This is a genomic window from Cutibacterium acnes, assembly GCF_003030305.1.
GTDB classification, from domain to species: domain Bacteria; phylum Actinomycetota; class Actinomycetes; order Propionibacteriales; family Propionibacteriaceae; genus Cutibacterium; species Cutibacterium acnes.
Window position 1 is genome coordinate 279,206 of sequence record NZ_CP023676.1, and the last position, 19,053, is coordinate 298,258.

Below are 19,053 nucleotides of genomic sequence, written 5' to 3' on the forward strand. Positions count from 1 at the left end.
GCAACGGCCCTCCCACATAGCTGTGGGAGGGCCGTAATAGTTAACTCAGTCGCGCTCGGTCGCACCGCTAGCGCGGCGGGGAGCGGAAGTCCCGTCAGCCGCCACCGGAGCGGCAGGAGAAGGAATTTCGCTGGCGTCGATGCTGCTGCGGGCAGTGGCGTTGTACTTACCACGGGCGACGGCCGACTTGACCGCTGTGAGAGTTGATTTAGCCTCGTCAACGATGCCGGTCGGGGCTTTGACCTGAGATATTTGTCCCTTGCCGGCCAGGGCGAGGATGCCTGCCAGGATGAATAGGACGACAGCCATCGTCGCAAAACCGACAACTAGAGACAGCAGGATGTCCCAGTTGCCAATATGCTGCCACATAAGAGAAAAAGCGAAGGCGCCACACAGCCACAGCAACAGTGCGCCGACGATACCGAAGTAACCAGCGCCTCCGAACATGCCGACACCAATCCCGGCGTGCTTGGCGGCAGGCTTGATCTCCGCCGTCACCAAGGCCTTGGAGTCCTGGACCAACTTCTGGCCGTCAGTCTTAAGGTTGTCAATCGTATCGCCAACCGGGAGCTTGTCTGCCATGGGATGCCTCCGCGTGATGAATGTAATGATCTCAGCCTAACGGGAATAGGTTCGATCTGCTGTGTTCGGGTTGAGTTGTCGTCGCAGGAACTGGCTTTAGTCGTTGCAGGTACCGGCTGCAACCGGAACCTCGTGGGAATGCTTGGTCTGGCGCATGGCGTGACTTTTGCCGCGATGGTGCAGCATGGCACCACCAAGGATGGCCGCCAAGAAGGATGCCATCAGCACGGATGCCTTGGCCTCGTCCGCGAATTCGTGGTTCTTTGGGAAGGATAGATCGGTCATGAGCATTGAGACGGTAAATCCGATGCCCGCCAACACAGCTACCGCGATGATGTCGCGCCATACAACACCGCGACCCAGCTCAGCCGAGGTGAATCGGGCGGTGAGACAGGATCCGAGGGTGATGCCGATGACCTTTCCAAGAATGAGCCCGCAGACGATACCCAGCGAGATTGGGTGAGTCCATAGGGCCAGGAAGGTTTTCCCGCTGACGTGGACACCGGCGCTCATGAGAGCGAAAAAGGGGACGACGACACCGGCCGACCATGGCTCCACTTTGTGCTGCCAGCGATCAACGGGGTCGTCCAGGACGTCTTCCTCAGTGCGGGTCAGGAGGCCAAAAGCGACGCCGGCGATGGTGGCGTGGACGCCGGAGCGCAGCATGCACCACCACCCGACGATGAAGATCGGCACGTACCACCAGCCGTTATCGACGTGGAAGTGTTGCATCACTCCCCAGAGGCCGATGCAGGCGATCGCACCGGCGAGCCACCAGATGTCCAGGCCCGTGGAGAAAAAGACTGCGATCACGATGATCGAACCGAGGTCATCGGCAATGGCCAAGGTGAGCAGGAAGGCTCGTACGGCCTGTGGCAAGCCTGCTCCGACGATGGCTAGTACCGTCAAGGCGAAGGCGATGTCGGTTGCCATCGGGATGGCCCAACCTGCCGGGTGTCCGTCGCTGGCTAACACGTTGAATAGCGTGTAGATGCCAGCCGGGAACACCATTCCGCATACTGCGGCAACGATGGGGACCAATGCGTCAGCAGGTCGCGATAGCGATCCCTCAACGAATTCTCGCTTGAGTTCGAGGCCGGCGATGAAGAAGAAGACCGTTAGAAGGCCGTCAGCCGCCCACTGCTCGATTGTGAGCGGACCAAGAGCCAATTCACGGAAGAAATGGTACGAGTGATGACCAAGATTGGCCCACAAGAGGGCTGCGACCGTGGCTGCCAGCATCAGCATGCCGCCAGTGGTTTCGTTTCGGAAGATGTCAGACAGGTGAAGGGCGTTCGGGCCTGTCACCGGTCGAAGGATGCTCTTGCGAGGCCGCTTGTTCTTGCGGGAATCCGTCATAAATGCCTCTCGGGAACCCGCGGCGCGGGCTCAGCGGGATAGGGGACAGAGTCACGCCGACCAGACTTCCCGGCACACCCTGTGTAGCAGCATACCAAATTGGTGTGATGTCACCGATCGGCGCTCATAGGGTGGACGGACCGTGTTAAGGCACGGTGTGAGCGGGATCAGAGCGTGATCGTCAGGCCGTCGTCATGGGGTCGAATAGGGGTGGTGAGCTCATCGTGGTCGACCCAAGCCCGCCAGCATTCAAGTTGATAGGGCAGACGTAACCCGCTAGTCCCGGCAGAATCGTCGGCGAGTGCGGCAACCTTCGTGAGCACGTTGGAGCGGGCGTCGGAGTCGAGGGCCCGGACGGCCGGTCGGGCCGCAGCCATGGCGACGAGAGAGTCACGGTTGACCGGCACCCACAGGCGCTTGGTGGTGTGCTCGTCCTCCGGAAAGTACTTGCTGGAGATGAGTTCATGTACTGACTCGGTGCCGTAGTCGCCGCTCATAGCATTCTCATCGACGGTGCGCAGTAGCGCCGCAAGCCGCTTGACCCACGGAACAGTGTCATCGCGTACCAGCCAGGAGACGCCGAGGACACTGCCTGGGCGCAGGACGCGGGCGATTTCAGGTAAGGCGAGGCCGGGGGCCAATTCGTGAAAGCCCTGGTGCACCAAGACAGCATCGAAACTGGATGAATTAAGAGGTAACGATTCGGGCGACCCGCAGACGGCCATGACGCCAGGAATGCGGTTGAGTTTTTCCGCGGTATCGGGATCGCGGTGAACGGCCAGGACATCGGCCCCATGGGAGGCAACGGCTCGGCAATGGGCGACGGTCGGGCACAGCACGACGACTCGACTACCTGGGTCCACACGTCCGGCAGTCAGCCATTCGAATGAGCCGCTGGGAAGATGCGGTGCCGAAGAGACTGCCATGGCCCCGATTGTAGAGGGAATCGTGGTGGCCAGGGTTGTCCACAGGGGCTCGTCGGCGAGTTGGCACGGTTTTCCACAGATCTGACATTGGGTGACGAATTCTGCGGTTTCCGACGACAACTGAAGGTATGAAGATTCTTGGACAAGGACGGGGCGCTGCGGTGCATCGGCCTGCGCATAGTGCTGCCCCGGAGGAGACAGCGGTCGTCTTGGTGACCCGGGATAGTCGATTGGCGGAGGTCGTCGGGTCAGTGGCAGCCAGCGGTGGGGTTGGTGTGGAAGTCTTAGGGGGCCGCGAAGCCGTGTCACGGGCTTGGTCGAGGAATGGTCCATTGCTGGTAGGAGCGGACATGGCTGGGTCGGTGATGGCGTGGGGGCTGTCTCCACGGTCGGGCACCTATGTCGTCGGTTTCGACGCTGAGGAGGCGGCACGCTGGTCGGCGGGACTATCGGCCAGCGTCATCGTCGTGCCGCGAGCCAATCAGGTGCTTACTGAGATTCTCCATGACGAACTGGCGACGACATCGAGGGCCACAGTGGTGCAGGTGAATTCGAGTGGAGGCGGTACTGGGGTCAGCACCTTGGCATCAGGTCTGGCATGGGCCGCTGCGAGGTCGGGGATAAAAGTTGGGCTGGTTGAACTTAATCCCAGTGCCGGCGGGATCGACCTGCTGCTAGGCATCGAGAGAAAAGACGGGTGGCGGTGGCCTGAGTTGGCGTCGGCCCGCGGGGTGACGACTGATTTGGGGTCTCACGTGCCTTCCCTCGACGGTGTTGAGGTGGTGAGTGCAGGCAGGGTGGGTGTTCACGTGCCTCCAGCAGCTCGTAGAGCTGTGGTTGATTCCCTGGCTGGCGATCACGATCTTGTCGTCGTGGATCCGGGAGGTCTTGATACTCCGGAGGTCACGGTGAACGTCAAGGTCGGGGTGGTGGCGGCTGACCTCAGATCTGTGATGACGGCCAGAGGGCAGAACCTTCCGGACCTCCTCGTAGCGCGGCGAGGGCCGGGACGATCCATGCCTGACGAGGATATCGAGTCGGTGTTGGGGGTACGGCCCGATATGACGATCAAGGATGACCGCCGACTGGCTCGTGGCCAGGGGGACGGGGAAGCGCCATGGGTGGTGGCCTCCCGACGATGGCGTAGCGGGTGCGCTGAGCTCGTTGATCAGGTGATGGGCTCATGAGCGGAGAAGAACCGGATCTCAAGCTCGTCGAGCAGGTGCGACGCCGACTGGCTGGCCTTGCGCGGGACTGGACACCGATGGACGTCGCCCACGCCATTCTCGACTGTGGCCGGGTGGCTTCAGACAAAACCGTACTGGCGGTCGTCGAAGAGCTACGCCGCACCAGCACTGGGGCCGGGCGATTAGATCCTTTGCTGGCAATGGACGGGGTCACTGACGTCCTCGTCAACGGTCCCAACCAGGTGTTTATCGACCGCGGACAAGGCCTGGAACTGACCGACGTCACCTTCAGCGGACCTGAGGAAGTAAGGGCTTTAGCAGTGCGGCTGGCTGCAGCGGTGGGGCGTCGGCTCGATGACGGCAATCCGTGGGTGGATGCCAGGCTGCCAGACGGCATCCGGGTTCACGCTGTCTTGGATGTGCTGGCGAGGCCAGGGACCTGTCTTAGTTTGCGAGTGCCGTCCCGACGCTGCCTCTCCCTCGACGATTGGGTAACCGGAGGATCGATGGCACCGGGGTGCCGACGGATGATCGACACAATTTTGAGCCGGAAGTTGGCCTTCTTGGTAACTGGGGGTACCGGGACCGGAAAGACGACCCTGCTTTCCGCGATGCTGACGAGCTTGCCGTCGGACCAAAGGCTGGTCATTGTGGAGGACTCCCGGGAGATCTGGATCGACCATCCGCACTGGGTGTCAATGGAGGCCCGCGCAGCCAACTCTGAGGGTAAAGGATCGGTGACTCTGACCGACTTGGTCCGTCAGTGCTTGCGAATGAGGCCCGACCGGATCGTCCTTGGAGAGGTGCGAGGGGCGGAACTGCGAGATCTCCTCATGGCCCTCAATACCGGTCATGAGGGTGGTTGCGGGACGGTGCACGCCAACGGGGTGGCTGAGGTGCCGGCTCGTCTGGAGGCTTTGGCTGCTTTGGGTGGGTTATCTCGGGAGGCGGCATCGGCTCAGATCACCGCAGCCCTTCACACCGTCATTCATGTGGAGAGGGGAGAGAGGGGACGACGGGTGGCGGAGATTGGGGTTTTCGTCGATGTCGAGGGTCGAGCTGTGGTCCTACCCGCCGTGCGGTGGGATGCCGACGGCGTGATGACTCTTGGCGACGGTGCGGGGAGGTTGTCACAGTTGCTCGGAATGGAGGTGGCGCGATGACGGTCATCGGAGCCTCCTTGCTTATGGGGTTGGCAGTATGGATAGCGATGCCATCCGCCACAAGGAAGCAGGAGGGGCGGCATCTACCAGCGTGGTCGGGGATACCGGTGGGGTTCGTGGTGGCCTGGTTGCTTTTTGGCGCGAGCGGTGTGGTGTGGGCCGTTATGACAGTAGTCGTGGGCGAAACGGTGCTCGTCGTTGTGCGCCGTCAGCGTCGGAGAGCCCAGATTCTTAAAGGCGGTCGCGAGGTTGCCCGGGCGACAAGGGCTTTGGCTGGACGGGTGTCGGTGGGAGAGATCCCCTCAGTTGCGCTAGAGCACGTGGCTGATGACGTGGAGGTATTGGCCCAGGCTAGGCGGGCTCAGGCAGTGGGCGGAAGCGTTTCCGACGCCCTCATTGCCACCTCCCGGCAACCAGGGATGGCTGGTCTGGTGCCACTAGCCCACGCGTGGCATTTGGCGGCGACAACAGGTGCGCCCCTCGCCCCAGCGGCGAAATCCGTGGCTGAAGGAACAGCTCGGCGAGCCCGCCTAGAAGCCACCCTCGACTCCGAACTCGCGGCGGCTCGGGCGTCGGGGCGGATCATGGGTCTACTACCTCTGGTCGGATTGCTTATGGGCCATGTCGTCGGAGCGCATCCGATGGTGTTCCTTACCACCACATGGTTAGGGAGGGCTTGCTTGTTGGGATCGACCTTGCTGGCATGCGTTGGGGTGCTGTGGAGTGAGTCTCTGGCTGATCGGGTAGCGAAGGAGGCACTGCCATGAGCGACATCGATGTGACGGGAACCCTCCTTCCGGCGATGATCATGGCCGCGATCGCAGCGTGGCTGGTCGTTCCGGCGACAGCACGAACACGTACTCAGGCTCGGAAACCGCCTCCCGCTTGGCTGGCTCCTCGCCCCGGAGCCCCAGCATCGCACATACGGGTGCTAGCGGGGCTAGTTGCGGCCTGCGCGGTCCTCATCGGCGTGCCGTGGCCGTTTCCAGCAGCGGCGGGTTTATCCGTTCTTGTGGGAACGGTGATGTGGTGGGGGTCTGGCCGGCTTGAGTCATCGGGGCATAGACGAATGGAACAGCATCGGGCGGCTCAGCTTCCTGAGGCTCTCCTGATGCTCTCGAGCGCGATGGAGGCTGGGCTGCCATTGCGGTCGGCAGTAACAACGGTAGCCGAATCGTTGGAAGGACCATGCGCTGAGGATTTGCGTCGGTTGGCGTCGTCTCTGGCGGCAGGAGTGCCGGACTCGAGGGCTTGGAACGATCTCGCGTCGGTAGAAGTGTGGCGTGATCCTGCTCAGGACGTCTCACGAGCCGTGGACTCTGGTGAAGGGATCAGCGAACTGTTGTCGGCCCATGCTGCGCAACTTCAGGTTGCAGCCGCAGAAAAGACCGAGAAAAAGGCACGTAAGGCGGGAGTTGACGCCATCGGTCCGCTGGTGTGCTGCCACCTTCCAGCCTTTTTGTTGGTTGGCGTGGTGCCGATTATCGCCGGAATGGTGTTGGGGGCGCTGTGACGACACGGGCTGTGTCGTGAGGGCACGGGCATGTCGTCCTGCCTGCCATCGGTTGTCCACAGGGGGTTTGGGTGACCGTAGGCGGGTTATCCACAGAAATGAAACTGACTGGCGGATTTTGGGAGCTCAGACGACAACTGGAGGTGTGAGGCACACGCCTCATAGAGGTCGGGAGTGGCCCGGCCTGATAAACAGACAGGAGACGACAGTGTCTGAGAACACCGATCCAACGACGGAACCCGTCATCTCTGCTAGGTCTCTCGACCTGGTTGGCGCTACTGATGTGGTAGAGCCCCGACATCGAGGGCGTTACCGAGCAGCGCGCAACAAGATCATTGATCGTGGCATGGCTACCGCGGAGTACGCCGTCGGCATGCTTGCCGCCGTCGCGCTCGCGCTGGTCTTGCTCAAGGTCGTCACCCACCAGGAGGTCTTCACGAAGCTGCTCAAACTGGTTGTCAGCATCATTGGCAAGGCAGGAGGCATGCTGCCGTGACCGGTCTGGCTCGTCGTGGCGGACGCTCGCGGGTGTCCGCCACGCCGGGTCGCTCCCCGCAGCGATCCCGGCAGCGTATAGCACGGGGGATGGTGACAGTCGAGATGGCTGTCAGTCTCATCGCAGCCACCCTGGTAGTGGCAACAAGTTGTTGGGTGGTGGGGCTGGTAGTCGTCGAGGATGCCTGCCGTACGACGGCCGCCCAGGTGGCCCGTCAGGTGGCTCGCGGGGATACCGCGTCGGCTCGGCAGGCCGAGAGTAACGCGCCCACCGGAGCCAAGGTATCTACAACCACATCCGGCGGCTGGGTGAACGTGACCGTTCAGGTCGACAGGTCGTTGGGGAGGATCGGGCCGGTACACCTGCGAGGGCAGGCCCGTTCTCCGATGGAACCGGGGCAGACATGATGAATTTGGCCTTGTCGAGAATCCGGACTCGTGGCACCAAAGCGGGTGGAGAACGAGGCTCGGGAACCCTGTTGTTGGCGGCTGTCGGGGTGGGGTTCATCGCGGCAGTGTGGATGTCACTTTTAATCACGGGATGGTGGTCAGCTACTCATCGTGCGGAAGAGACGTCTGACATGGCCGCATTGGCCGCTGGGGGAGCCCAGGCCATCGGGGAGCCTGGCTGCCCCGTGGCCGAGCGAACCGTCAAAGCCAATGGGGCTGAACTGGTTTCATGCGTTGTGCATAACACGGAGAACGGGTCGTCTGTGACCGTCGAGGTAAGGGTACAGCTTCACCGCGGATGGGAGTTGCCGGGAATGCCTACCAGGGTGGTGAAATCGTCTCGGGCCGGCCCGATGGAGTGAGAATTTCGCCCAGAAATGCCAGGGGAACCATAGGCGGCCCTAGGGGGCGTCGGTGATCCGTCCTAGCGCATGAGTTCCAGGTGTCGCTGCACGGATGCTGTGTCGAGATCTCGATATGGAATTGGGACGGATCACCGTCATTCCTGATGCTCATAGGACCGGGAAATTATACCTCTATCGAGAGTTGCGGATGGTTCCAGGAATGGCACCGAGCGAGGTCATTTCAGCCCAGGCAGCCGAAGACGACCTGGGTCAGTTGTCTGTCACGAGCTTGTCCGTAAACAGATGCGAATCACCAACCTGGGGTGCTGAGCTGCCCAGAGTAGTGCTGGGGATGTTGCAGGGGCGGTAACACAAACATCCGCGAGGAGGGGATACCGAAGCCGCACCATAAACTATGTCGAATGACCGATTAGGCCAGCGGATCCATCGCTGCCGTCAGTGCGGCAGCAGCGGCCTTATCGAGCATTTGGTTGGCATTCCCGCATTTGGGCGAGACGACGCAGGCGGGGCATCCAGACTCACATCCACATTGGGCTAGGCGCATGATGGTGGCATGCCACCATTCCTCGGCCTTCTCGAAACCGGCCTCGGCGAATCCAGCCCCACCGGCCTGACCGTCGTGGACGACGATGGTGCACGCTCCAGTGTCAGGCAACATCACCGTCGACACCCCACCCACATCCCATCGGTCGCACGGTGAGTACATTGGCAGTAGTCCAATCGCGGTGTGCTCAGCGCCATGGGCGGCCCCTGCCAGATGGACGGCATCGAACTTCAGGTCGTCCACAACTTTGTCGGGAATAACCCACCAGCAGGCCTGGGTGATCATGGTGTGGGTGGGCATCTCGAGGGCCACCGAGTCCCACACATCATTGGTGATTTCGTCGCGACGCAGATACCCAACAACTTGCTCTGTCAGTTCCACCTGCCCGCACGCCACATATCCGGGACCACAAGCGCGACGTCTCTCCTCCCGAAGGATTCTCACCGTCGACGCTGACTGCGGTTGAGTCCAATATCCCGGCAGGTCCTGGTGCACCAGGGCGTGGTGCTCGACCGGGTTGTATTCGTCGACCAGCCATTGATCCCCCTGATGCAGGTACACCGCGCCTGGATGCACGGTACGGTCTGCGGCGGCTTCGTCGACTCCCCCGATGACCCTCCCCGTGGACACGTCGATAATGTCAATCCCTTTGCCTGCCGCCGATCGCAGGTCGATGGCGTCGACAGCCCGTTCTGGACGGGTCCAGAACAGCCGATTTCCGCGACGTCGCAGTACGTTCTGGCCTGTCAGCGTTTTGCATATCCCGGCAAAGGCCGACCCGTAAAACTCTTCGTCCGCAGGGGAGAGGTATGCCTCCTGGGCGGCCGCGGCCACGTGCGGGCCGAGCACATACGGGTTATCCGGGTGCAACACAGTCGATTCCACCGAGGACGAGAACAATAATTCGGGGTGCTCAAAGAGGTATTGATCCAGCGGATTTTCCCGGGCCATGAGCACCACCAACGCGTCACGGCCCGACCGTCCGGCTCGACCAGCCTGCTGCCACAAGGCCGACAGTCGTCCCGGATACCCGGCGATAACGACAGCGTCCATCCCCGAAATGTCTACACCCAGCTCCAGGGCATTCGTTGCGACGACCGCTCGCACCGAGCCGTCCTGCAGTCTGGCCTCGATACGTCGTCGGTCCTCGGGAAGGTACCCAGCCCGATACGCGGTAACCCGAGCGCCGCTAGTTACCCGGTCCTGGGCATGGGCAGAAATGACCTCTGCCAGCGAACGCGAGGCGACGAAACAGATCGTCTGTAATCCGGCGTCGGCCAGGTCAGCTACAAGCCCCGTCGCATCGGTTGAGATGGACTCGGCTGGCTGCCACAAGACGACGTCACGGCCCGGGTGTGGGGAGCAATCCTCATCAACGACCTCGACCTTCTCTACCCCGAGCAGGCGGGTCCCGGCTTCGGCTGCGTTCGTCGAGGTCGCGCTAGAAAGCAGGAATACCGGATCTGCGCCATGCATCCGACAAAGCCTGCGCAGCCGGCGAATAACCTGGGCCACGTGTGCCCCGAAGACCCCGCGATATCGGTGGGCTTCATCAATGACGACATATCGCAGGCTTCCGAGCAACCCAGCCCACCGTGCATGAGACGGCAGCACCGTGTGGTGCAACATGTCCGGGTTCGTGAGGACGTATCGGGCCTGCTCCCGGGCGGAACGACGCTCAGCCTCATCGGAATCGCCGTCAAGGGTCGAAACCAGCCAATCCCTCGGCCCAACCTCGCGGCAAACGCGTTCTTGGTCGTGAGCCAGGGCCTTCGTGGGAGCCAGGTACAGGGCACTGTTGCGGTGTAGGGAATCCCGCAAAGATGCCGGCAGGCCAGGAGTTGGCGACTCCGGCACCACCGGGGTGGCCGATGCCGTCGCAGCCATGATCGGCAACAAATAGGCCAAGGTTTTTCCCGACGCCGTTGCGGTACAGATCGCTGCATGACGGCCTGCTCTTGCCAGCTCGGCGAATCGCGCCTGGTGTTGCCATGGCCGATGAATCCCAGCCGCTTCGACGGCTTGACGACAATCCTCGGGGAACCACGAAGGCCACTCGCAGGTGTGTCCTGCTGCGGCCTCGCGATGATCAAGATAGACCACCTGGGGGCTGGTCAACAGCCGCGACACAGCGTCACGGGTTGACGAGACAGATGGAACGATCACGCGCCAAGATTGCCACCATGGGCAGACACCTCACCGTCGACGAGATCGAACAGCTGCGGCACATCTTCACCGATATCGGGTACGTGACTGATCCTGTCATGGCCGCCATCGGCGACTCTGGGCAGCTCGGGTTGACCAGAAATAGCGCCACACCAGCTTTGCGGGCGTTAGCAGGGCGCACGGATGCCTTGGCCGGAGCTATTCGTCTATGGCTGTTGCAGCAGCCCGTTCCCGTTGAACAGTTGGCACCGTTGCCGCTGCAAGCCCTCACTGAGGCCGGCATCGTCAGCATTGCGGGATCAACAGCTCGCGCCCTGGTCGATGTGCGTCCCTACGGGTCCCCCGACGACGGCGCTTCGGGGTGGACAGTTTCCGACCTCACCCCGGGCTTGGATAAGGCCATCACTAAAATCCGCCCTGACTACGTATTAGGCGTTTCACCAGCATCAGTTTCACTGACCCAGATGGCTGTACCAACTCACGTGGGGAGCGCCCTCGACATGGGGTGCGGGTGCGGCGTCCAGTCCCTGCACTTGTCGCGTCATGCCGATCATGTCGTCGCCACTGACGTCAACCCTAGAGCCCTCGAGATGGCCCAGCTCACTTGCCGTCTTTCTCACGCCGACGTAGACATCCGGGACGGATCCCTCTACGACCCCTGCGGCCACGACACCTTCGACCTCATCGTCACTAATCCGCCCTACGTCATGGCTCCGCCTAGCCGTGATGGCCAACGGCTGATCTACCGGGAGGGAGGGTTCTGTGGGGACGGCTTGGTGGAGGCCGTGGTTCGTGGTGCCCCTGCCCGTCTCAATGACGGCGGGATGCTCCAGGTTCTTGCTAACTGGGCCCACATCGGTGATCAACCGTGGTCCGAAAGGCTCGCCACCTGGGTCGAGGAGACTGGCTGCGATCTGTGGGTGGTCGAGCGCGAGCACCTCGACGTTTGCGAGTACATCGAGACCTGGCTTACCGATGCCGGATTGGACGGGTCTGCCCAGTGGCGGTCTCGCTACGACGAGTGGTTGTCCTACTTCGACAATCTCGACGTCACCGGTGTGTCTCTGGGGTGGATCACTTTGACCAAGGCGGGCCGGGACGATCCCGATCTCTGCTTCGAAGAATGGCCCTGGCAGGTGGCACAACCGATTGGTGGAACGATGGCTCGACGCGCCCAGGCTGTCATCTGGGCGCATCTCAGTGACGAGGACCTGCTTGCTCGACGTTGGCGCATCGCCCCCAACGTTGACAGCGAAACTACCGGACGTCCCGGTGCCACCGACCCTGAGCACGTCGTGTTGCGTCAGCGTCGCGGGCTATGCCGGGCTGTCGAGATGACGACGGCCTCTGGCGGAGTGTTGGGTGCTTGCGACGGCGAACTCACATTGGCTCAGATCACCGATGCCGTCTCTGCGATTCTTGAGGTTGACCATGACGCCTTGCTCATCGAGGTGCTGCCTCTGGTTCGCGAATGCCTGCGCTACGGCATCCTCGAGACTGCATGACCGGGTGCACGCTGAGCGCTGTAACCCGTAATGCCACACTTCGATCCCGGGTGCGCTATTTTTGGCGAAGCAATCATTAAAAAGGAGGACTGATGACTGACCACCAGGAGATCCCGCTTACCGAGACCCATCACTGCAGCTGCGGTGAAAGCGACACCGAGTTGCCTGAGCTCGATGTGCGCACTATTCCGCACGCTATCCGTCATGGTGCCGTCATTGGTGCCTTTGCGCAGCTGCAGCCGGGTGCCTCGATGGTCCTTATTGCCCCGCACAACCCGCTGCCCCTGCTGAGCCAGCTTGAGCAGATCGGCAGTGTTGGCGTCGAGTACCTCGTCGAGGGTCCCGACGAATGGCACCTTAAGCTCACCAAACAGGCCTGATGCTCTGAGGATCCGGATGCGCTCCCGGCCTCCGGTACCTCATGTGTAGCCGGTCCGTCGGGGGCGAAGTGTTTACGTTTCTGGCATACCCGAGGTGCCGGATGCGACGGCTGTTGTTACGGTTGACGCGCGACCACCGGTGACGGTGCCGCTACATTGGGCCGCGGGCCGTCCACTTTGGGCAGCCCAGCAGCTCACATCACGTCAACGGAGAAGGCAGGAATGTCACCGACCAAGAGCCTCGTCATCGTCGAGTCCCCCCATAAGGCCACGATGATCGCCGGGTACCTGGGGCCCAAGTACACCGTGCGAGCCAGTCAGGGTCACGTGCGCGACCTGCCCACCAGCGCATCCGAGGTTCCCGCCAAGTACAAAGGGGAGCCATGGGCGCGTACCGGAGTCAACGTCGATAACGAGTTCACCCCGGTCTACGTCGTTTCCCCAGAAAAGCGGTCGACGATCCGCGAACTCAAGAGCCTGCTCAAGGACTCTGACGAGCTCCTGCTCGCTACCGATGGTGACCGCGAGGGGGAGGCCATCGCCTGGCATTTGCTTGACGAGCTCAAGCCGAAGGTGCCGGTGCGTCGCATGGTGTTCAACGAGATCACCGAGAAGGCCATCAACGAGGCCGTCGCCCATACCCGAAAGCTTGATACAGACCTCGTCGACGCCCAAGAGACCCGACGCATCCTTGACCGTCTCTACGGTTACGAGGTCTCCCCGGTGTTGTGGAAGAAGGTACTGCCGCGGCTGTCGGCAGGTCGCGTGCAGTCAGTAGCTACCCGACTAGTCGTCGACCGTGAGCGCGAGCGGATGGCGTTCACCAGCGCGAACTACTGGGACATGGAAGCCACCTTAACCGCCGACCTGGATGAGTTTCAGGCCCGCTTGGTTTCCCTCGATGACACCAAGATCGCCACCGGCCGCGACTTCGACTCCCACGGCAACCTCATTTCCAGCGTGCGCCGCCTTGACGAAGTTGCCGCGACCGCTATCGCGAAGGCCCTTGAAAAGGCTCCGTTCACCGTCACCAAGGTGGAGTCCAAGCCGTACACCCGCCGCCCTTACGCCCCCTTCCGTACCACGACCTTGCAGCAGGAAGCAGGTCGCAAGCTCGGCTTCACCTCCCAGCGCACCATGTCGGTCGCCCAAAATCTCTACGAAGGCGGCTACATCACCTACATGCGTACCGACTCGGTGGCCCTGTCTCAGGAGGCCATTCACGCGGCTCGCAACCAGGCTGCCGAGCTCTATGGTTCCGACCACATTCCGGACAAGCCGCGCATCTACGCCTCTAAGGTGAAAAACGCTCAGGAAGCCCATGAGGCCATCCGGCCTGCTGGCGAACACTTCCGCACCCCAGCTGAAACTGGCCTGACCGGGGACGAGTTTAGGCTTTACGAGCTGGTCTGGATGCGTACCCTGGCCTCTCAAATGGCCGACGCCAAGGGCGAAACCCTTTCGGTGACTATTGACGCTACCCCGGTCTCGCCGGTAAACCTGCCCGACGGCGATGTCACCACCGCTACCTTCACCGCGTCTGGGCGCACCATCACTTTCCATGGCTTCCTGCGCGCTTACGTCGAGTCCGTCGACGAAGGAGCTTCCGATGACGCGCAGAAACGTCTGCCTCAGTTGTCGAAGGGACAGGATCTAGACCCACGCGAGGTGACCGCTAAGGGGCACGACACCCGCCCGCCGGCCCGCTACACCGAGCCCAGCCTGGTGGCAAAGCTCGAGGAACTAGAGATCGGTCGCCCATCGACGTACGCATCAATCATCCGCACTATCACCAGCCGTGACTACGTTTTCAAGAAGGGCTCGGCCCTGGTGCCGACCTGGCTAGCGTTCGCCGTCACTAGGCTGTTGGAGGAACACTTTTCCAACCTCGTCGATTACCAGTTCACCGCCGACATGGAGGAGACCCTCGACCAGATCGCCCGTGGTAATGCCGATCGGGTGGCGGTGCTCTCAGCCTTCTACTTTGGCCAGACCAAGACTGGCGACGGCGACGTCCCGACGCCCACCGAGGGCCATGAGGGGCTGCATCAGCTTGTCACTGAGCTTGGTGACATCGACGCACGCACGATCTGCACCTTCCCGCTCGACGACTCTGACGTCGTTGTCCGGGTGGGCCGCTACGGCACCTACGTTGAGGATCCGGAGGGCAATCGAGCTAATGTCGACGACGCTCTGCCTCCTGACGAGCTCACCGTCGAGGCCGCCAAGGAGCTGCTGGTAAGCCCGAACGGTCAGGACCGCGAGCTCGGTCTGGATCCGCACAGCCATCGTCCGATTGTGGCCCGCAACGGGCGTTTCGGCCCTTATGTCACCGAGGTCCTTGACGATGACGAGGCCACTGAGATCGTTGAGACGACAACCAAGGATGGCAAGAAGCGTCGCACCAAGCGCAAGGTGAAGCCGCGCACTGCCAGCTTGTTCAGATCGATGAGCCTTGAGACCGTCACCCTTGACGAGGCTCTCAAGCTGCTTTCACTACCCCGAGTGGTCGGAACGGCCGCCGACGGCACCGAGATCACTGCGCAGAACGGGCGCTACGGCCCCTATCTCAAGAAGGGAACGGACTCGCGTTCCTTAGGCAGCGAGGACGAGATCTTCTCCATCACTTTGGAGCAGGCCGAGGCTATTTACGCCCAGCCTAAGCAGCGCGGTCGTGCTGCGGCTAAACCGCCGTTGCGCGAGCTTGGCGAGGATCCGGCCTCGGGACGCCCGATCGTCGTCAATGATGGCCGTTTCGGCCCTTACGTTACTGACGGCCAGACCAACGCGACCCTCCGCAAGGACGATTCGGTCGAGGACATCACCCCGGAGCGGGCCCAGGAATTGCTGGCCGAGAAGCGGGCTAAAGGGCCAGCCAAGAAGAGCCCAACTAAGAAGAAGACGACCAGGAAGACAACCACTCGCACAACCACCACGAAGAAGACGACCAAGGCCACCTCGAAGTCCGTCAAGGTGACCAAGGCGAACGCGAAAACGTCGTCAGGAAGCTGAGATGACGACGGGTTGTCGTTCGGGCAGCACCGAACCGTTGTACTTCGAGTTGGCATGGACGGCTGCTCGACCGGTTCCAGCCGACCTGCGCACAACCGTCGCCGCCGGCGGGGCCCGTCGGACCATTGAGTGCAAGGTCACCTTGCTGGACTCCCCGGACCACCGGCTGCTGAGGTCGGGGATTGTCGTCGCTCACCGCGTCGTGGATGGACTGGGGGAGTGGTACATGGATGCTCCCGAGTGGTCCCCGTGGTTACCGGTTGCTCGGTCAGTAGCCCTCGATGCCGCCGGTGAACTGCCTCAAGATTTCACTTGTCTGGTCCGTCCCTTCCTGCGCGGGGCGACCCTCTGCCCGGTCGCGGCCCTGTCCTGGGAGCGTAACGAGACGATCCTGGAGGCGCTCGATTGCACCAAACTGGCCCTCATCCGCGACGACCGCATTGCCGTCGTCCAGTCAGGAGTGACGACATCGCGGGTTCGCGAGCTGACGATTACCCCACAACGGGGTCTCGCTGAGGGGCAGCGGGAGTGGCTCACCAACCGCATCCTGGCTCTGGATGGTGTGCCAGTCTCTCGGCACCCTTCAGTTTTGCGACGTCTTGGCCCAGGGGCTGGCGCGCTCACCGACTACCCGCGTCCGCACCTTCATCATGGTGCTGGATTACAGACCTGGGTATCGGCTCAGCTGGCCGGACAGTTGCGGGACGTTATCGAGGCTGATCTGGCGGTTCGTTGCCAGGGGATGGATTTAGGCCCCACCGAGACCACACGGACGGAGCCGCGCGTTCTTCCAGAGTCCCCAGATCGCACTGATCTTGTGGGGATGGGATACGACCCGGTAACGATGTCGACCCCCAGTATCCACGACGGGAACCACGGGTCGATTCGGCCGCTTCAGAAGGCGATTCGGGCGCTGTCGGAGACTCTGGACGCAATGTCGGGTCTGCTCGATCAGGCTTGGGTCGAACGTGCCCAGAACTTGTGTTTGCGGGTGATGGGTCTGGATCCCGGTCACATCAGTATCCATAACCTTTCTCGAGAGTATTACCAGTTGCTCGAGGAGATCACAGCGGCGGCGCGGTCCCCGCGTCTCACTGTTGATCCTGACCAGCCCGCCCGTCCCACCATGAAGCGCGTGCTTCGGAAGTCGGTTGCTGACGCAGTGGCCAAATGCGATGACGTTGAGGATGTGCAGGGGTGGTCAACAGCCGAGGTCGCGGTTCGCCACGCAGCAGCGGTCGCCGGAATTCTCGACACGGGTCGCGCCGGAAAAGTGGCTAAGCGGCTGCGCCCCGTCGTCAAGGAGATAGCGCAGACCAAACGCAGCGTGACCGAGGCTGTTGACGTCTCCAAGATGTCTCCTCAGGAAGCTTTTGAGGCCGGACGCGAGGTAGAGCGGGCGTCGGCATCGTTGTTTGCGGCCCGACAATCGTTTAGGGATGACTGGCAACAGCATCGCCGCAAGATCCTTAAGGCTATCCATGACTGATCAGACGGTTACTGGCCGCGATCTGGGCGGTGTATTCGTTGTCTTCGAGGGTGGGGACGGTGCCGGTAAGACGACCCAGGCCCGACTACTTGACCAGTGGCTGACGACCGAAGGAATCCCTCACCTCATGACTCGCGAGCCCGGGGATTCCTGGCTTGGGCAGCGGATCCGCGAGCTGGTGCTCTCTCCTGGCTCCGGGCCGATCTCCTCGCGCGCTGAGGCTTTGCTGTACAACGCCGACAAGGCTCAACACGTCGACGAGGTTGTCATTCCGGCTTTGCGAGAGGGCAAGGTCGTCGTTTGCGACCGTTACGTTGACTCGACTATCGCCTATCAGGGGGCTGGCAGGGCCCTCGACCCTGGCGAGGTCGGCCAGCTCGCGTGCTGGGCGACGACCGGCCTGGTACCTGATGTGACGGTTCTGCTCGACGTCGATCCCTGCGAAGGGGCCGGTAAGATCGCCGCCAAGGATCGTCTGGAAGCTGCTGGTGACGAGTTCCACCTTCGGGTGCGTCAACATTTTCTTGACCTCGCTGCGGCCCATCCGCAGCGATACCTCGTGCTGAACGCGCGGAAGAGTCGCAAGGAGATCAGTGAGGCCATCCGTCAGCGCGTGACTGGATTGCTCAACCGGTGAGGAATCGAGCGGTTACGATGTCGGGCCGATCTGCAACGATGATCTTGTGAGCGATGTGTTGACCGGCGTGTGGGCCGATCTTGTGGGTCAGGAGAAGGCTGTCGGGGTACTGCGTCGTGCCGCCGAATCGCAGCCGGGGCGCTCGTCCCATGCGATGAGTCACGCATGGCTCATTACGGGTCCGCCTGGATCAGGTCGGTCGAATGCTGCGAAGGCCTTTGCAGCGGCGCTACAGTGCGTCGACCATGGATGCGGGCAGTGCAATGCCTGTCGAACCACCTTGTCAGGCGCCCATCCTGACGTCACCCTAGTGCGTACTGAGGCACTGTCTATCGGCGTTGATGAAGTGCGTGAACTGGTTCGTCGAGCGGCGATGAATCCGGTCCACGGGTGTCACCAAGTTGTCGTCGTCGAAGATGCCGATCGCATCACTGAACGCGGAGCTGACGCCTTGCTTAAAGCTATCGAGGAGCCTGCGCCGAAAACCGTCTGGTTGCTGTGTGCCCCTACTCCAGAGGACGTCATCGTCACAATCAGGTCGAGATGTCGGCGCCTTCACCTAGCTACGCCGCGCGATGAGGCTGTGGCAGATCTGCTCACCCGACGTGACGGCATTGCCCCGGAGGTGGCTGCTGAGGCTGCCCGCGCTGGCCAAGGGCATATCGGGCGGGCGCGGCGTCTGGCCTGGGACGAGGAGGCTCGTGCGCGACGCAACGCCATTGGTGAGCTCCCTACCCGGTTGCGGAGCTTGGGGGACTGTCTGCAAGCAGCCGAGGACCTCGTTAATCAGGCCAGCGAGGAGGCCGCAGCCGCTACCGCAGAGGTTAATGCGGCCGAGCGGGCCGAGCTGAAGAAAGCCCTGGGATTTGGCTCCTCTGGTGCTCGACCGCGCAATGCTCAAGCTGCTTTACGGGACCTTGAAAAGCAGCAATCCGCTCGGTTGAAGCGGTTACAGCGCGACGCCTTGGATCGTGTGTTAACAGAGTTGACTGCTTACCACCGTGATGTATTGGCTATCCAAACTGGCGCTGTGCGTCCTGAGGAGGAGAACGCTTTACGAGGAGCCCGCCTTGTTAATGCTGGCTGGTCGGCCTCCCTTCATCGGATCGCAGATTCGCAGAGTCCTGAGCACACTGTTGCCACGATCGATGCGATCCTTGCGGCGCGCAAGAGCCTGGAACATGGCGTCACCCCCCTGCTTGTGATGGAAACTCTCCTTATCGCCATGACGGGAGTAGACCGCGCCCGCTGGTGAATCCCCCTGTCATGGCATGATGAAG

General features: G+C 62.0%; 19 protein-coding genes. 14 read left to right on the top strand and 5 right to left on the bottom strand.

Translation table 11 applies throughout. The features are described 5' to 3' along the window. Nucleotides 1-45 precede the first annotated feature (45 nt). The 3 genes from CPA42_RS01310 to CPA42_RS01320 form a co-directional block, all read right to left on the bottom strand. Complete coding sequence (locus CPA42_RS01310; protein WP_002517058.1) at nucleotides 46-582, bottom strand: phage holin family protein; 537 nt, start codon at nucleotides 580-582, stop codon at nucleotides 46-48. Between the two features lie 96 nt (nucleotides 583-678). After that, nucleotides 679-1,941 carry a Na+/H+ antiporter NhaA gene (gene nhaA, locus CPA42_RS01315; protein WP_002517166.1) on the bottom strand — a complete coding sequence of 421 codons (1,263 nt, stop codon included), beginning with the start codon at nucleotides 1,939-1,941 and terminating at the stop codon, nucleotides 679-681. 167 nt (nucleotides 1,942-2,108) lie between these two features. Next, complete coding sequence (locus tag CPA42_RS01320) at nucleotides 2,109-2,723, bottom strand: class I SAM-dependent methyltransferase (protein WP_234886117.1); 615 nt, start codon at nucleotides 2,721-2,723, stop codon at nucleotides 2,109-2,111. A 272-nt stretch (nucleotides 2,724-2,995) separates the two neighbouring features. Here CPA42_RS01320 and ssd point away from each other — a divergent pair, with 272 nt between their 5' ends. The 8 genes from ssd (at nucleotide 2,996) to CPA42_RS01365 (ending at nucleotide 8,389) form a co-directional block, all read left to right on the top strand. Next, entirely contained in the window at nucleotides 2,996-4,054 is a 1,059-nt protein-coding gene (gene ssd / locus CPA42_RS01325) for a septum site-determining protein Ssd (RefSeq protein WP_002518683.1), read from the top strand. After that, nucleotides 4,051-5,217, top strand: a complete 1,167-nt coding sequence (locus CPA42_RS01330) for a TadA family conjugal transfer-associated ATPase (RefSeq protein WP_002517205.1) — start codon at nucleotides 4,051-4,053, stop codon at nucleotides 5,215-5,217. The genes ssd and CPA42_RS01330 overlap by 4 nt, the downstream gene beginning before the upstream one ends. Then, complete coding sequence (locus CPA42_RS01335) at nucleotides 5,214-5,984, top strand: type II secretion system F family protein (RefSeq protein WP_002517096.1); 771 nt, start codon at nucleotides 5,214-5,216, stop codon at nucleotides 5,982-5,984. Before CPA42_RS01330 ends, CPA42_RS01335 begins: the two co-directional genes overlap by 4 nt. Continuing rightward, nucleotides 5,981-6,730: a type II secretion system F family protein gene (locus CPA42_RS13490; RefSeq protein ID WP_002517057.1), complete on the top strand. Its 750-nt coding sequence runs from the start codon at nucleotides 5,981-5,983 to the stop codon at nucleotides 6,728-6,730. The genes CPA42_RS01335 and CPA42_RS13490 overlap by 4 nt, the downstream gene beginning before the upstream one ends. Before the next feature lie 208 nt (nucleotides 6,731-6,938). Further along, nucleotides 6,939-7,226, top strand: a complete 288-nt coding sequence (locus tag CPA42_RS01350; protein WP_002517142.1) for a DUF4244 domain-containing protein — start codon at nucleotides 6,939-6,941, stop codon at nucleotides 7,224-7,226. Nucleotides 7,227-7,315: 89 nt separating this feature from the next. Next, nucleotides 7,316-7,633, top strand: a complete 318-nt coding sequence (locus CPA42_RS01355; protein WP_002518686.1) for a TadE family type IV pilus minor pilin — start codon at nucleotides 7,316-7,318, stop codon at nucleotides 7,631-7,633. Beyond that, complete coding sequence (locus tag CPA42_RS01360; protein WP_024513537.1) at nucleotides 7,630-8,037, top strand: Rv3654c family TadE-like protein; 408 nt, start codon at nucleotides 7,630-7,632, stop codon at nucleotides 8,035-8,037. The genes CPA42_RS01355 and CPA42_RS01360 overlap by 4 nt, the downstream gene beginning before the upstream one ends. Before the next feature lie 94 nt (nucleotides 8,038-8,131). Then, nucleotides 8,132-8,389 carry a hypothetical protein gene (locus CPA42_RS01365; protein WP_002517135.1) on the top strand — a complete coding sequence of 86 codons (258 nt, stop codon included), beginning with the start codon at nucleotides 8,132-8,134 and terminating at the stop codon, nucleotides 8,387-8,389. 60 nt (nucleotides 8,390-8,449) lie between these two features. Here CPA42_RS01365 and CPA42_RS01370 read toward each other — a convergent pair whose 3' ends face one another. Next, nucleotides 8,450-10,750, bottom strand: a complete 2,301-nt coding sequence (locus CPA42_RS01370) for a DEAD/DEAH box helicase (protein ID WP_002517084.1) — start codon at nucleotides 10,748-10,750, stop codon at nucleotides 8,450-8,452. On the opposite strand from CPA42_RS01370, the gene CPA42_RS01375 reads away from it, so the two are divergent. The 5 genes from CPA42_RS01375 to tmk all read left to right on the top strand — a co-directional run bounded on the left by CPA42_RS01375 (nucleotide 10,738) and on the right by tmk (nucleotide 17,773). Next, a complete protein-coding gene (locus tag CPA42_RS01375) occupies nucleotides 10,738-12,255 on the top strand; it encodes a methyltransferase (RefSeq protein WP_002517101.1) in 1,518 nt (505 codons plus the stop codon). The two genes, CPA42_RS01370 and CPA42_RS01375, sit on opposite strands and share 13 nt — an antisense overlap. A 92-nt stretch (nucleotides 12,256-12,347) precedes the next feature. Then, nucleotides 12,348-12,635, top strand: coding sequence for a DUF2249 domain-containing protein (locus CPA42_RS01380; protein ID WP_002512961.1), 288 nt, complete (start codon nucleotides 12,348-12,350; stop codon nucleotides 12,633-12,635). A gap of 222 nt (nucleotides 12,636-12,857) precedes the next feature. Continuing rightward, nucleotides 12,858-15,647, top strand: a complete 2,790-nt coding sequence (gene topA / locus CPA42_RS01385) for a type I DNA topoisomerase (RefSeq protein WP_002525218.1) — start codon at nucleotides 12,858-12,860, stop codon at nucleotides 15,645-15,647. Nucleotide 15,648: 1 nt separating this feature from the next. Continuing rightward, on the top strand, nucleotides 15,649-17,136 hold the full coding sequence (locus CPA42_RS01390; RefSeq protein ID WP_002517071.1) for a hypothetical protein: 1,488 nt from the start codon (nucleotides 15,649-15,651) through the stop codon (nucleotides 17,134-17,136). After that, on the top strand, nucleotides 17,129-17,773 hold the full coding sequence (gene tmk / locus CPA42_RS01395) for a dTMP kinase (RefSeq protein ID WP_002517149.1): 645 nt from the start codon (nucleotides 17,129-17,131) through the stop codon (nucleotides 17,771-17,773). Before CPA42_RS01390 ends, tmk begins: the two co-directional genes overlap by 8 nt. Here tmk and CPA42_RS13035 read toward each other — a convergent pair. Beyond that, nucleotides 17,763-17,924, bottom strand: a complete 162-nt coding sequence (locus CPA42_RS13035) for a hypothetical protein (RefSeq protein ID WP_002518690.1) — start codon at nucleotides 17,922-17,924, stop codon at nucleotides 17,763-17,765. The two genes, tmk and CPA42_RS13035, sit on opposite strands and share 11 nt — an antisense overlap. On the opposite strand from CPA42_RS13035, the gene CPA42_RS01400 reads away from it, so the two are divergent. Then, nucleotides 17,856-19,028, top strand: a complete 1,173-nt coding sequence (locus CPA42_RS01400) for a DNA polymerase III subunit delta' (protein ID WP_225070348.1) — start codon at nucleotides 17,856-17,858, stop codon at nucleotides 19,026-19,028. The genes CPA42_RS13035 and CPA42_RS01400 overlap by 69 nt on opposite strands. The last annotated feature ends 25 nt before the right edge of the window (nucleotides 19,029-19,053 follow it).